The 12971-nt window shown below is 68.7% G+C and carries 13 protein-coding genes and 1 riboswitch; of the genes, 6 read left to right on the top strand and 7 right to left on the bottom strand.

Annotation, left to right across the window (positions count from 1 at the left end; genetic code table 11):
- The first annotated feature begins 323 nt into the window (after nt 1-323).
- Nucleotides 324-458: riboswitch (cyclic di-AMP (ydaO/yuaA leader) on the top strand.
- Nucleotides 459-468: 10 nt separating this feature from the next.
- Complete coding sequence (locus tag RBB84_RS00140) at nt 469-1050, top strand: transglycosylase family protein (RefSeq protein WP_006551680.1); 582 nt, start codon at nt 469-471, stop codon at nt 1048-1050.
- A gap of 159 nt (nt 1051-1209) precedes the next feature.
- Here RBB84_RS00140 and RBB84_RS00135 read toward each other — a convergent pair whose 3' ends face one another.
- Nucleotides 1210-1398: a hypothetical protein gene (locus RBB84_RS00135; protein WP_006551681.1), complete on the bottom strand. Its 189-nt coding sequence runs from the start codon at nt 1396-1398 to the stop codon at nt 1210-1212.
- Between the two features lie 59 nt (nt 1399-1457).
- Here RBB84_RS00135 and RBB84_RS00130 point away from each other — a divergent pair, with 59 nt between their 5' ends.
- Complete coding sequence (locus tag RBB84_RS00130) at nt 1458-3737, top strand: helicase-associated domain-containing protein (RefSeq protein WP_064255915.1); 2280 nt, start codon at nt 1458-1460, stop codon at nt 3735-3737.
- 70 nt (nt 3738-3807) lie between these two features.
- Here RBB84_RS00130 and RBB84_RS00125 read toward each other — a convergent pair whose 3' ends face one another.
- From RBB84_RS00125 to RBB84_RS00110, 4 genes are read right to left on the bottom strand one after another with little or no spacing between them, the layout of a single operon-like run.
- A complete protein-coding gene (locus RBB84_RS00125) occupies nt 3808-5163 on the bottom strand; it encodes an LLM class flavin-dependent oxidoreductase (RefSeq protein WP_064255916.1) in 1356 nt (451 codons plus the stop codon).
- 28 nt (nt 5164-5191) lie between these two features.
- A complete protein-coding gene (locus RBB84_RS00120; RefSeq protein WP_064255989.1) occupies nt 5192-5917 on the bottom strand; it encodes an ABC transporter ATP-binding protein in 726 nt (241 codons plus the stop codon).
- Nucleotides 5893-6756 carry an ABC transporter permease gene (locus RBB84_RS00115; RefSeq protein ID WP_024103079.1) on the bottom strand — a complete coding sequence of 288 codons (864 nt, stop codon included), beginning with the start codon at nt 6754-6756 and terminating at the stop codon, nt 5893-5895. Before RBB84_RS00115 ends, RBB84_RS00120 begins: the two co-directional genes overlap by 25 nt.
- On the bottom strand, nt 6753-7817 hold the full coding sequence (locus RBB84_RS00110; RefSeq protein WP_064255917.1) for an ABC transporter substrate-binding protein: 1065 nt from the start codon (nt 7815-7817) through the stop codon (nt 6753-6755). Before RBB84_RS00110 ends, RBB84_RS00115 begins: the two co-directional genes overlap by 4 nt.
- A gap of 188 nt (nt 7818-8005) precedes the next feature.
- On the opposite strand from RBB84_RS00110, the gene RBB84_RS00105 reads away from it, so the two are divergent.
- The 4 genes from RBB84_RS00105 to RBB84_RS00090 all read left to right on the top strand — a co-directional run bounded on the left by RBB84_RS00105 (nt 8006) and on the right by RBB84_RS00090 (nt 10599).
- Nucleotides 8006-8443 carry a hypothetical protein gene (locus tag RBB84_RS00105; RefSeq protein ID WP_144376970.1) on the top strand — a complete coding sequence of 146 codons (438 nt, stop codon included), beginning with the start codon at nt 8006-8008 and terminating at the stop codon, nt 8441-8443.
- A gap of 15 nt (nt 8444-8458) precedes the next feature.
- Complete coding sequence (locus tag RBB84_RS00100; protein WP_019289942.1) at nt 8459-8626, top strand: hypothetical protein; 168 nt, start codon at nt 8459-8461, stop codon at nt 8624-8626.
- Nucleotides 8627-8649: 23 nt separating this feature from the next.
- Nucleotides 8650-8808, top strand: coding sequence for a hypothetical protein (locus RBB84_RS00095; protein WP_019289943.1), 159 nt, complete (start codon nt 8650-8652; stop codon nt 8806-8808).
- Between the two features lie 132 nt (nt 8809-8940).
- Entirely contained in the window at nt 8941-10599 is a 1659-nt protein-coding gene (locus tag RBB84_RS00090; protein ID WP_006551687.1) for a DNA repair helicase XPB, read from the top strand.
- Between the two features lie 40 nt (nt 10600-10639).
- Here RBB84_RS00090 and RBB84_RS00085 read toward each other — a convergent pair whose 3' ends face one another.
- Nucleotides 10640-11302 carry a response regulator gene (locus RBB84_RS00085; RefSeq protein ID WP_064255918.1) on the bottom strand — a complete coding sequence of 221 codons (663 nt, stop codon included), beginning with the start codon at nt 11300-11302 and terminating at the stop codon, nt 10640-10642.
- The gene (locus RBB84_RS00080; protein ID WP_064255919.1) at nt 11284-12954 is read right to left on the bottom strand and encodes a sensor histidine kinase; all 1671 of its coding nucleotides are present in this window, start codon (nt 12952-12954) and stop codon (nt 11284-11286) included. Before RBB84_RS00080 ends, RBB84_RS00085 begins: the two co-directional genes overlap by 19 nt.
- Nucleotides 12955-12971: the final 17 nt, after the last annotated feature.

Genomic DNA, 12971 nt, shown 5'->3' with positions numbered 1-12971 from the left:
TCTCACATAACGAGCCGATAACGAGCAGGACTCGAAACGAAATTTCGGGTACCCGGACCCCACTACCTGGGACTTCATTCCCTGGTCCGCGCCACACACGTCTGTCGCCACACGAATCGGCGCGTTATCAATTGGTGACACTTCGCCCTCGGAACCGTTACCGTCATGTCCGGTCGAACCGCCTGGCTCGACCGGTCCGGAACCGCCGCGCCAAATTCCTGTCCCGTGGTTCCGGAAGTCCCGACGAACGATCCACAGGGGACAGGAAACGGGGGACCCACCGGTCTCCCAGGAACCGATCGGCCCACAGCCGGACGGTGTCCAGGAGGCCCGGGCCGACGCAAGCGCGACGGTCCTCGGGGTGAAGCCGAAGGCGCTCCCAACGGAGCGACACGGCCGGGCGACCTCTTCAGCCCGAACCCGACAGCTGACCTCGTAGGTGCGTACGGAGAGGAACACGGAACCGACATGAGCGGACGCCATCGCAAGCCCACCAATACCGGTCGTACCGTCGCGAAGTTCGCGCTGACGGGCGCAGTCCTCGGCGTCACGGGTGTCGCGTTCAGCGGCACGGCCGCTGCCGCCCCCGACTCCGACTGGGACCGCCTCGCACAGTGCGAGTCCGGCGGCAACTGGGGAATCAACACCGGCAACGGCTACCACGGTGGCCTGCAGTTCTCGCCGAGCACCTGGAACGCCTACGGCGGCCAGGAATACGCCGCCTCGGCCAGCCAGGCCAGCCGCGAGCAGCAGATCGCCGTCGCCGAGCGTGTCCTCGCCGGCCAGGGCTGGGGCGCATGGCCCTCCTGCTCGTCGAGCCTCGGCCTGTCGAGCGCGCCCACGCAGCGCTCCGTCGACGCAGCGCCCGCCGAGACCCCTGCGCCGGCCATCCAGAACGCTGTCCCGCAGCTTCCGGAGACCCCCGCTGTCCCCGCCGAGGTCCAGGGCATCCTGGCCGGCTTCGAGCAGGGCGTCACCGCACTCCAGGACGCCGGTGTCGAACTCGACCCGAACATCCTGGACGCCGTTCGCGCGGTGCTCCCGCAGTAACACCCCGAACATCCCGGAAGGGCCTCGCACCGTTCACGGTGCGAGGCCCTTCCGCATATGCGGACGACCTTCGTTCATCCCTCACACACGACGACGCCCGGTCCCCACGAAGGGACCGGGCGCCGTACGGAAGAGTCTGTTCGGTGATCCGCGATCGGATCAGCGGTTGATCACCGTCTTCGGATGCGTGTAGGGCAGGTCCTCGACCGGCAACGGGAACACGGTGTCCTCACCGTACGGGGAGAGCGGACCGGAACGCGTGGACGACAGTTCGGTGACAGCGTGCTCACCGTCGGCCAGCTCGGGCCATCCGTGGTCGACGTAGTGCTTTTTCGAAGAGGTAGCCATGCGCTCATTTTGGCAGGTGAGTTCGGGGCCTGCTACCGCAGGTCTCTAATCTGGAGGGGATGTCCCCGACCACGCCCGCTCCCGACACCGCCTCGGACTCCCTCGCCCGCTGGCTGGCAGGTCGACGCGACACGGATCTGGCCGCCACGCTGCGCGCCCGTCCGGATCTCGTAGTGCCGCCACCGGCGAGCATGAACGTGCTCGCGAGCCGGGCTCAGCAACGCGCCTCGGTGTTCCGTGCGGCGGACGAACTCGACACCGCCGCCTTCGGGATCATCGAGGTGCTGGCCCGTCTCGGAGCGGTGGACACCCCCGTCTCCCGCGCCGCCGTGCTCGACGAGGTCTCCGGCCGCATCAGCGCGAGGAATCTCGACCGGATCCTGTCCACCCTGCGCTCGCTGCTGCTCGTGTGGGGGTCCACCGACGAACTGCGTCTCGTCGCCGCCGCCGTGGACGCCGTTCCGTGGCGCGTCGGACGCACCGGCGACGTCACCGGACCGTCCCGGCAGGGGCTCGACGACCTCCTCGCGGCTCTTCCGCCCGAGCAGCGCAGCATCCTCGACACCCTGTCGCGTACGTCCCCGATCGGTCGGACCCGCGACGCCGCACCGGACACCCCCGCCGACCGGCCCGTGCAGAAACTGCTCGCCGCCGGACTGCTCTTCCGCATCGACGACGAGACCGTCGAACTCCCCCACCGGGTGGGCCAGGCACTGCGCGACGACGCTCCCTTCGATCCGGCGGCGCTCGCTCCCCCGCGCGCACCGAAACCCACCCGATCGACCGCCGACGTCAATGCGACCGCCGGCGGCGCCGCCCTCGAACTGCTGCGGCACTGCGAAGACGTTCTCGACACCCTCGGTGCGCAAGCCGCCCCCGTCCTCAAGGCCGGTGGGCTCGGTGTCCGCGAACTGCATCGCATCGGGAAGGCGGTCGGACTCGACGACGACGAGACGGCGCTCGTCGTCGAGGTCCTCGCAGGTGCCGGTCTGATCGCGCGGGGCCTCCCCGATCCGCCGACACCCGGGGACGACGATCACTGGGCACCGACCACCGCCACCGACGCGTGGCTCGCGTCCTCCCCCGCCTACCGCTGGGCCGTGCTCGCCGGTGCCTGGCTCGATCTGCCGCGCCGGCCCTGGCTGATCGGCCGGCGCGACCAGAACGACAAGCCGGTCGCCGCGCTGTCCGACGAGGTGAAGTCCCCTACTGCCGCCCGCGACCGACGGTTGCTGCTCGACGCCCTCTCCGACGTGCCGGCGGCGGGCACGGACGTCGCCGACCTGCGTACCGCTGCGGCGTGGCGTCGTCCTCGCTGGGCGAGTCGCTTCGACACGACGAGCGTCGTGGAGACCGTGCGCGAGGCGACGACACTCGGTCTCGTCGCGCACGGAATGCTCGCGTCGCCGGGCAAGGCGCTGCTGCACGGCGGCGACGCCGAGGCCGAGATGGCAGCGGTGCTCCCCGAACCCGTCGACTACGTGCTCGTCCAGGCCGACCTCACGGTCGTCGCCCCCGGACCGCTCGTCCCCGAACTCGGCGAGCGGATCGCGCTCGTCGCCGACGTCGAATCGGCCGGTGCCGCGACCGTCTACCGGATCGGCGACAGCAGTATCCGGCGCGCGCTCGACGCCGGGCTCGGCGCGAGCGACCTGCACGGCCTGTTCGCGACGCATTCGCGCACCCCGGTGCCGCAGTCGCTCACCTACCTGATCGACGACGTCGCGCGTCGCCACGGACGCCTGAGGGCCGGTGTGGCGACGTCCTTCGTCCGCGCCGACGATCCGGCTCTGCTCACCGAGGTACTGTCCGCCCCGGTCGCCGCCACGCTCGCCCTGCGCGCGGTCGCCCCGACCGTCGCGATCTCGCAGGCTCCTCTCGCCGAGGTGCTCACCGAGCTGCGCGCCGCTGGTTTCGCTCCCGCCGGGGAGGACGCATCGGGAGCGATCGTGGATCTACGGCCCCGGGGTGCCCGCGTCGCGATGCCGCGTGCCCGGGCCCGCTATGCCGGGCCCACCGCGCCGAGCGACGAGCAGCTCGACACCCTCGTGCGCACGCTGCGCGCCGGCGACCGTGCGGAGTCCGCGACACCGACGGCCTCGGCACGTGGTGACGGCAGCCGGTCCGGCGGTGCGGCGACGCTCGCGCTGCTGCAACTGGCCGTGCACGGCAAGCGCAGCGTCACCCTCGGCTACGTCGACGCTCAGGGTGTGGCGACGCGCCGCATCGTCGACCCGGTGTCGGTGGGCGGCGGGCAGGTGCAGGCCTTCGACCCGGCGACCGGCTCGGTGCGCAGCTTCGTCCTGCACCGCGTCACGTCGGTGGCGCTGGTCGACTGACGACGGACCCGGGTGCGGTTGATCGAGCATCGCCTGGAACCACCCACCACCGGCCCGTGGGCGGAGAGGCTCAGCGTTGCGTCGCGAACCCCACGAACGCCCCGCCGACGGTGAACTGGTTCTCCGGCCGTGGGAGCCCGTAGTGCCCACGCAGGGTGGATTCGGTGTACTCGGTGCGGAACAGACCGCGCTCCTGCAGGATCGGCACCACACCGTCGACGAACTTCTCGAGCCCCGACGGCAGCACGGCGGGCATGATGTTGAAGCCGTCGGCCGCGCCGCTGTGGAACCAGTGCTCGATCGTGTCGGCCACCTGCTCGGCCGTGCCCGCGAAGGTTCGATGGCCGCGACCGCCGCCGAGTCGTTCGATGAGCTGCCGCACCGTGAGGTTCTCCCGTCGCGCGAGCTGCACGATGAGCGTGTACCGGCTCTTGGCTCCCTCGATCTCGTCCTCGGACGGCAGGTTCTCCGGCAGCGGCTCGTCGAGCGGAAGCTGCTCCGGCCGCAACCCGAACCGTTCGGCAAGCTGGTGGCGCGCGTACTCGGGCGAGATCAGCCGGGCCAGTTCGGCGTCGAGTTCGCGTGCCTCATTCTCCGTATCGCCGATGACGGGCACGATGCCCGGGAGGATCAGCACCTGCCGCGGGTCGCGGCCGACCTTGCCGACCCGATCCTTCACGTCGTCGTAGAACGCCTTGCCCTCCTCGAAGGTGGGCTGAGCAGTGAAGATCGCCTCGGCGTACAGCGCGGCGAAGTCCTTGCCGTTCTCCGACGAGCCCGCCTGCACGAGCAGCGGATAGCCCTGCGGCGACCGCGGCACGTTGAGCGGCCCGGCCACCGAGAAGAACTCTCCCTCGTGTTCGAAGGTGTGGACCTTCGCGGAGTCGGCGTGGATCGCCGCCTCCTTGTCGGCGACGATCGCGTCGTCCTCCCAGCTGTCCCACAGCTTGGTCGACACCTCGACGAACTCGGCGGCCCGCGCGTAGCGGCTCTTGTGCGCCGGCACGCCGTCGAGACCGAAATTGCGAGCGGCGTCGTCACCGGCGGTAGTGACGATGTTCCAGCCGGCCCGTCCCCCGCTGACGAAGTCCAGCGATGCGAATCGACGCGCGAGGTTGTAGGGCTCGTTGTAGGTCGTCGACGCGGTCCCGATGAGACCGATCCGCTCGGTGGCCGTCGCGATCGCGGTGAGGATGATCGTGGGTTCGAGCTTGCCGCTCGGACGCCGTTCGGGATTCGCGAACAGCACGGGGCTGTCGGCGAGGAACACCGAATCGAACCTGCCACGCTCGGCGGTGCGGGCGAGCGAGATGTAGTGCTGGATGTCGAGATTCGCGTTCGGGTCGCTCTCCGGCAGACGCCAGGCCGCTTCGTGATGGCCGACGGGCATGAGGAAGGCGTTGAGGTGCAATCGACGATCGGTCATGTCTTCTCCTGTCGTGAAAGGTCTTTCGTCACAGTTGCGTGATGACACCGAGGGCGGTGAGGAGGTCTTCACGGATGTCCCGGAAACCGGGATCCGTGATGGAACGGGGCTTGTCGAGATCCACGTGGCAGTCGACGGCGATGCACCCTTCGTCCAGCACGACGATCCGGTCGGCGAGCACTATCGCCTCGTCGACGTCGTGAGTCACGAGCAGCACGGTGGGACGGTGCGCGCGGACGAGATCGTCGAGCAGTCCGTGCATCCTGATGCGGGTCAGGGCGTCGAGCGCGCCGAACGGCTCGTCGGCGAGCAGCAACTGCGGCTCCCGCACCAGGGCCCGGGCCAGCGCGACACGCTGTTGCTCCCCGCCGGAGAGTTCGAGCGGCCAGGCGTCCTCGCGCCCGGCCAGGCCGACCTCGGCCAGCATCTCGGATCCCCGGCTCCTGTCCTGCCTGTCGAGCCCGAGCGTGACGTTGTCGAGCACGCGCAGCCAGGGCAGCAGGCGGGAGTCCTGGAAGGCGACGGAGACCTTCTCCGGTACCGCGAGGGCGCCGCCGCGGATCTCCACGTCGTAGTCGAGGCCGGCGAGCGCACGCAGCAGGGTGGACTTCCCGGATCCGCTCCTGCCGAGCAGGGCGACGAACTGTCCGTCGGGGATCTCGAGGTCGAGCCCGTCGAGCACGTTCCGGTCGCCGAAGCCGCGGATCAGGCCGCGGATGCGTACGGCGCTCATCCGCCCAGCGTCTTCCGCCAGGCGAGCGCCCGACGCTCGACCAACCGGAGACCGGCGTCGGATGCCAGACCGAAGATGCCGTAGACGAGCAATCCGACGAGGATGACGTCCGGCTGACCGTAGTTCTGGGCGTTGAACATCATCTTGCCCAGGCCGCTCACGGCGTTGATGCTCTCGACCACGATCAGGGTGAGCCACGCACCGGTCACCGCCAGGCGCAGACCGAGGAAGAATCCGGGCAGCGCTCCTCGCAGCACCACCTTCCACACGAACTGTGCGCGAGTGAGAGCGAGGACCTCGGCGAGTTCGACGTAGCGCTGTTCGAGGGCCGTGAGAGCGTTGTGCGTCTGGATGTAGATGGTCACGACCGTCCCGAGTGCGATCACCGTGATCTTGAAGGTCTCGCCGATGCCGAGCCACAGGATCAGCAGCGGGATGAGACCCAGCGTCGGGATCGCACGCTTGAACTGCACGGGGCCGTCGATCAGTGCTTCACCGGTGCGCGTCAGGCCGGATGCGAGCGCGAGCGCGGTGCCGATGACACATCCGATCACGAAGCCCAGCACGGCACGGCTCAACGATGCCAGGATGTGTTGTTGCAGAGTTCCTTCCGCGACGAGTTCGACCGCGCTGGTCACCACTGTCCAGGGAGCGGAGAGCTTGCGGTCGTCGATCCATCCGGCACCCGACCCGATCGCCCACACGACGAGCAGCAGAACCACGCCGGTCATGCGCGAGAACGGGACGGCCTTGCGGAGACCGAGCCGCCGGAGCGGCCTGATCCCCTCCGTCGGTGGCTGATCGGTGGGGTCCGGTGGGCGGGCGCCGACCTCCACCGGCCGTGTCAGTGTGCCGGTCACGAATCCGACCCCTTCCGGTACTCCTGCGGAACCGACTCCGCGGCAATAGTTTCGAATCTGCGATCGAAGATCTGCTCGACGTCGAACTCGTCGAACCATCCGGCCTCGTCGAGCAGTTCCGAGGTCTCCTGCGTCCATTCGATCGCGGAGTCCCAGTCGATGGGATATGCCGGTTTCTGGCCGACGGTTTCGACGATCCGCCTGCCGTCCTCGTACGACACTCCCTCGCTCTCGACGTAGTACTTCCGGATCCACTCGTCCCGGTTCTCCCACGCCCAGACGTCACCCTGTGCCCACAACGGGATGAATTCCTTGATCGCCGCGACCTTCGCGGGATCCTCGAGCACGGACACCGGAGCCCACAGAACACTCAACGCGTCGACCTCGGGCGTGAACACCCCTCGCGCGCCCTCGGTTTCGTACTGGTTCAGGTACTTCGTGAGGGTAGGTTCCGCCAGCGGTGCGACGTCGACCTGTTTCGCCTGGAGCGCCGTGAGGAACTGCGTGCTCGGTAGTTCGACGAATTCCACCTCGTCGAGACCGATTCCGGCCGTCTTCAGCGTCCGGAGCACGACGACACCCTGGGCCTGCCCCGGCGACAACGCGATCTTCCTGCCGCGCAGGTCGTCCAACGAATCGATGTCTGTGCCGGGTGCCGTCGCGAGCGAGTACTGCGGCGAATCCTTCTCGCGTACGGCGACGATCCTGGCGTCGAGCCCGGTGGCACGGGCCTGGATGGGAGGAATCGCCGCATTGACCGCGAGGTCGACGGCGTCGCCGCGGAACGCCTGGATGACGTCGGGACCGGCCGAGACGTCGGGCCAGTCCGACACCGTGAACGGCAACTCGTCGATACGACCGGTCGCTTCGAGCTGGATACGGGTGGGCTTGACGGCAATGCTCAACGACGTCCCCGGTGGAATCTCCTCGGGGATTTCGGCGTCGGCGGACAATCCCCCGGTCGAACCGCCGGCGCACCCGGTGAGCACGACGCTCAGTGCGGCCGCAACGACGATCGGAGCGCGCGATCTTCGAGAGCGCACGAGTGAGGACACGATCATGAGAACTCCTTGCGAAGGTGAGGGACGCGACATCGCGCGAATACGCCGACGTGCGCCACCGGAAGACGAGCGGGAACCCGAGCGCGGGCCCGACCGCGACGACAGCAGTCCCGGAAACCGCAGTCCCGAAATCAGCGGTCACGGTACGGAGAACAGCGACAGTGCGGACAGCCACGGAACCGCGATCGGTGGACGACACGACACGCACGGTGTTCGCGACGCGAGGCACTGCGGCCTGCGATCACGGTCCGGCCCATCGCTCTCCCCCGTCCGCCCGGGCTGTGGACGTCCTCTGTCTGCACAGCATCGCCGGTGACGGTATCGGCCGCGCGGAACTTCCCGACAGGGATCAGCGCACGGTGAAATCAACTCCGGACACCGGAGTACGGAACATTTCAGCGCCGTGTTCGGATGGCGCACAGAATAATTCGAGCGACTGGCTTTTTCCGGGAAATGACGTATGGTGTGGTCTTGTCGAGTGGTTGTTCATCGAAGATGGAGTGACAATGGCCGACAAGGGCAAGAATTCGAAGAAGCCAGCGAAGTCCCTGAAGGAACGTCGTCAGGAGAAGCGGCAGAAGGCCGCCGAAGCCGGCGAGTTCATTCGTAAGCGGAAGCGGAGCTGAATCCGGTTGCAGGCCATGGATCTCGAAATCGCAGCGCTCGAAGCGCTGTACGACAAGATAAGTGGATTGTCCGGTCGGGAAACGGGCACCGACGCACAGCGGCACGGATATCGCGCCGCCTTGGCGCGTGCACGGGTGTTCGTTCTCGACGAGCGTGCCGGCGCGATGAAACAGCCGGCCTGAGAAAAGAGAAACTCGGTACTGGAATGAAGCGGACGCTGCATGCCCTGGACAAGATCCAGGAACGACTCGAATCGGAACTGGATTCGAGACCTCCCACCTCCGAGAAAGACGCCGGCTACCGGTCCGGTATCTCCGAGGCGCTGGTGTGCGTGATGGAGGTGCGGCAGTCGCTCGCACGGTGAGTACGCCGTGAAACCGGTCGGCCGTGCGTTCCCGCCACGGGGGAACGCACGGCCGTACACCGTCGTGGTGGCGCGGTACGGCCCGAACCTGGAGAATGGGAAAGTTCTACTTTCCATCCACAGGAGGCACTCGTGGCCGACGGACCGCTCATCGTCCAGTCCGACAAGACCGTGCTCCTCGAGGTCGATCACGACCGGGCGAACGAGGCGCGGCAGGCGATCGCACCGTTCGCCGAGCTCGAACGCGCCCCCGAGCACATCCACACCTACCGGGTGACGCCGCTGGCATTGTGGAACGCCCGTGCCGCCGGTCACGACGCCGAGCAGGTCGTCGACGCGCTGGTCTCGCATTCCCGGTTCGCCGTCCCGCAGGCGCTGCTCGTCGACATCGTCGACACCATGAGCCGTTACGGGCGCCTCCAGCTGGTCAAGAACCCCGCCCACGGCCTGACCCTGGTCAGCCTCGACCGGGCGGTGCTCGCCGAGGTCCTGAGAAACAAGAAGATCGCCCCGATGCTCGGTGCGCGCATCGACGACGACACCGTGATCGTGCATCCGAGCGAGCGCGGACGCGTCAAGCAGATGCTGCTGAAGATCGGCTGGCCGGCCGAGGACCTCGCGGGGTACGTCGACGGCGAGGCCCATTCGATCTCGCTGGACTTCGAGACGAACCCCTGGCACCTGCGCGACTACCAGGAACTGGCGGCCGACTCGTTCTGGTCGGGCGGCTCGGGTGTCGTGGTGCTGCCGTGCGGCGCCGGTAAGACGATGGTCGGCGCGGCCGCGATGGCGAAGGCCGGCGCGACGACGCTCATCCTCGTGACGAACACGGTCGCCGGGCGCCAGTGGAAGCGCGAGCTGATCGCCCGCACCTCCCTCACCGAGGACGAGATCGGCGAGTACTCGGGCGAGAAGAAGGAGATCCGCCCGGTCACCATCGCCACCTACCAGGTGATCACCCGCAAGTCGAAGGGTGAATACCGCAATCTCGAGTTGTTCGACTCCCGCGACTGGGGGCTGATGATCTACGACGAGGTGCACCTGCTGCCGGCGCCGGTCTTCCGTATGACCGCAGACCTGCAGTCCCGCCGCCGCCTCGGTCTCACCGCGACCCTCGTGCGCGAGGACGGACGCGAAGGCGACGTCTTCTCGCTCATCGGCCCGAAGCGGTTCGACGCGCCGTGGAAGGACATCGAAGCCCAGGGCTGGATCGCCCCCGCCGACTGTGTGGAGGTCCGCGTGACCCTCACCGACGCCGAGCGCATGGCGTACGCGGTCGCCGAGCCCGAGGAACGGTACAAGCTGTGCTCGACCGCGCGCACCAAGATCCCGGTCGTGAAGTCGATCCTCGAGCAGCACCAGGACGCCCCGACACTGATCATCGGTGCCTACATCGATCAGCTCGACGAGCTCGGTGAAGCGCTCGACGCCCCGGTCATCAAGGGTTCGACGAAGACGAAGGAACGCGAGGCGCTGTTCGACCGGTTCCGGTCGGGCGAGCTGAAGGTGCTCGTCGTGTCGAAGGTCGCGAACTTCTCCATCGACCTGCCGGAGGCCTCGGTCGCGATCCAGGTGTCGGGCACCTTCGGTTCGCGTCAGGAGGAGGCCCAGCGTCTCGGGCGGCTGCTGCGTCCGAAGCACGACGGCGGGCAGGCCCACTTCTACTCCGTGGTCTCGCGCGACACCCTCGACGCCGAATACGCCGCGCATCGCCAGCGGTTCCTCGCCGAGCAGGGTTACGCGTACCGGATCACCGACGCCGACGACCTGCTCGGACCTCAGATCGGCTGACGCGGAGCGTCCCTGCGCGACGCGTCACAGGGACTTCGTGTCACTGCGTCCGGTATTCCTGTTCGGGACGGCCGGTGGTGCCGTAGCGCAACTGCATCCGCAGGCGTTTCTTCGCGACGAGCGCCGCGAGATAGCGCTGCGCGGTCGCGCGCGACACCCCGATCGTCACGGCCACCTCCCCAGCCGACATCGGTTCCGGTGATTCCCGGAGCGCCTGCATCACGAGCTCTTCGGTCATCGAACGCGAGGGTGCCGGGCGGGCGGCCGGCAACACCGGCCGCAGTGCGGCCAGCGCCGTGTCGATCTCGGTCTGGGTGAGCTCCTCCCCCGCGACGACCCTGCGGTACTGCGCGTAGGCCGCCAGCCGCCGGGCCAGTTCGGTGCTTGCGAACGGCTTGACCAGATACACCAGTGCACCGGCAGTGAGTGCCGCGCGCACCGTCGTGCCCTCGCCGGCGGCACCGAGCACGAAACTGTCGCATTCGAGGCTCCGGATCAGGTCGATCCCGGAGCCGTCCGGTAGGTACACGTCCACGAGGGCGAGATCGACGGGACCGGCCCGAACGGCGTCCCGGGCCGCCGCGATGCTCCCGGCGACCGCGCAGACCTCGAATCCCGCCACACCCGAGACCACGGAGGCGTGGAGTTCGGCGACCCGGAAGTCGTCGTCGACGACGAGGACCTTCAGATCCGTTCCGCCCATCCCGTGTCCCTTTCGTCGAGCATCCCGGGCAGCGTCGCCAGGAAGACCGCACCCCCGGTCGGATTCTCCGGCGTGCGCTGCCCGCCACGGTCCGCCAGCACGACGTCGCCGCCGTGCAGCCGCGCGATGCGCCGTGCCAGCACCAGCCCCATTCCCCGGCCACCGGGCACCGTCGGATCGCTGCGGGTCGTTGCGCCCTCGGCGAAGACGTCGGGCAGCGCGGGATCGACGCCGTCGCCGGTGTCCGCGACACTCACGTGCAGGTCGGCACCGTCCTCCATCAGTTCCACCTCGACCTCGGCCGGAGCGCGCCCGCTCGTGCGTGCCGCCTCGATCGCATTGTCGAGCAGGTTGCCGAGCACCGTCGTGACGTCGACGGGTGCCCGCACGGTGGCGTGCGCCCACGTGTTCTCGCCGAGCACGAGCGTGACTCCCTGCTCGCGCGCATGCGCGGCCTTCGCGACGAGGAAGGCGTGCAGGTACGGGTCGGTGATCGCGTCGATGCCCTCGAGCTGCTCACCGAGCGGACCCGAACCGAGGATCTGTTCGATGTACTCGAGCGCCTGCTCCGCATGCCCCCGGCGGAGCAGTCCGTCGAGCAGGTGGAGCCGGTTCGCGAACTCGTGCCGTTGGGCCCGCAGTGCCGTACTCATCGCCTTGACCGCGTCGAGTTCGCGCGTGAGCGTCTCGATGTCGGTCCGGTCCCGCACCGACATCACCGTGCCGAGATCCCGGCCGTCGCGCACCACACGCCGCGAGACGGCGACGACGACCCGGTCGCCGGTGGTCGCCGCGACCGGGATGCCCTCCGCGGAGCGCAGCACGTCGAGCAACCGCGGGGTCATTCCGAGGGTGTCGACACTGCGACCGATTCCGTCGTCGAGATCGAGCAGACGACGCGCCTCGGCGTTGACGACGGTGACGTTGCCGCGGGCGTCGGTGCCGACGACCCCGTCGGAGATCCCGTGCAGCACGACCTCCTGTTCGCGGACCAGCTCGGTGAGCTGCTCGGGTTCGAGTCCCAGAGTGAGCCGCTTCCAGCGGTTGGCGAGCAGCAACGATCCGACAGCACCGCACACGAGTGCTGCGAGCGCGATCAGGACGGCATCGGCGAGGTCGCTGCGCAGGTCGGCGCGCACCCGGTCGGTGGCGATGCCGACGCTCACCTCCCCGACAACCCTGCCCGAGACGGGATCGCTCACCGGCACCTTGGCCCGGACCGAATCGCCGAGCGTGCCCGACTCGCTGGTCACGACCTCCCGTCCGGCGAGTGCCTCGGTGGGGTCGGTGCTCACCCTCCGGCCGAGCTCCTCCGGATCGGGATGCGCGAGCCGGAGTCCCTGGTCGTCGGTGACCACGACGAACAACGCTCCGGTGGCGGTGCGGACGGCCTCGGCGGCCTCCTGCACCGCACCGGATGCGAGTTCCGGGTTGTCCGGGGAAACCACCCCGTCGTCGGCGGCCGAATAGCGTGCGACCTCGTCCCGCACGGTCGGGTCCGCGGACACCGACCGTGCGATCGCGAGCGCCCGCTGACCGTGCTCGTCGGTGACTCGGTCCTCGGTGGTGGTGGCGAACACCGTGAATCCGATGCCGAGTGCCACCGCCACCACCGCGGACTGGAGCAGAAGTACCTGGGTGCGAAGTTTCACGGCGTCGCTCCCGTTCG

Origin of the sequence: Rhodococcus sp. D-6, from assembly GCF_040256695.1 — a bacterium.
GTDB classification, from domain to species: Bacteria; Actinomycetota; Actinomycetes; order Mycobacteriales; family Mycobacteriaceae; genus Rhodococcus; species Rhodococcus pyridinivorans.
The sequence above is the reverse complement of the archived record's forward strand: the minus strand, read 5'-3'. Positions and strand labels throughout refer to the sequence as shown.

Coding starts and splice junctions, on each gene's coding strand:
- RBB84_RS00140 (WP_006551680.1), top strand. CDS start 469: ATGAGCGGACGCCATCGCAAGCCCACCAATACCGGTCGTACCGTCGCG.
- RBB84_RS00135 (WP_006551681.1), bottom strand. CDS start 1,398: ATGGCTACCTCTTCGAAAAAGCACTACGTCGACCACGGATGGCCCGAG.
- RBB84_RS00130 (WP_064255915.1), top strand. CDS start 1,458: ATGTCCCCGACCACGCCCGCTCCCGACACCGCCTCGGACTCCCTCGCC.
- RBB84_RS00125 (WP_064255916.1), bottom strand. CDS start 5,163: ATGACCGATCGTCGATTGCACCTCAACGCCTTCCTCATGCCCGTCGGC.
- RBB84_RS00110 (WP_064255917.1), bottom strand. CDS start 7,817: ATGATCGTGTCCTCACTCGTGCGCTCTCGAAGATCGCGCGCTCCGATC.
- RBB84_RS00100 (WP_019289942.1), top strand. CDS start 8,459: ATGGATCTCGAAATCGCAGCGCTCGAAGCGCTGTACGACAAGATAAGT.
- RBB84_RS00095 (WP_019289943.1), top strand. CDS start 8,650: ATGAAGCGGACGCTGCATGCCCTGGACAAGATCCAGGAACGACTCGAA.
- RBB84_RS00085 (WP_064255918.1), bottom strand. CDS start 11,302: ATGGGCGGAACGGATCTGAAGGTCCTCGTCGTCGACGACGACTTCCGG.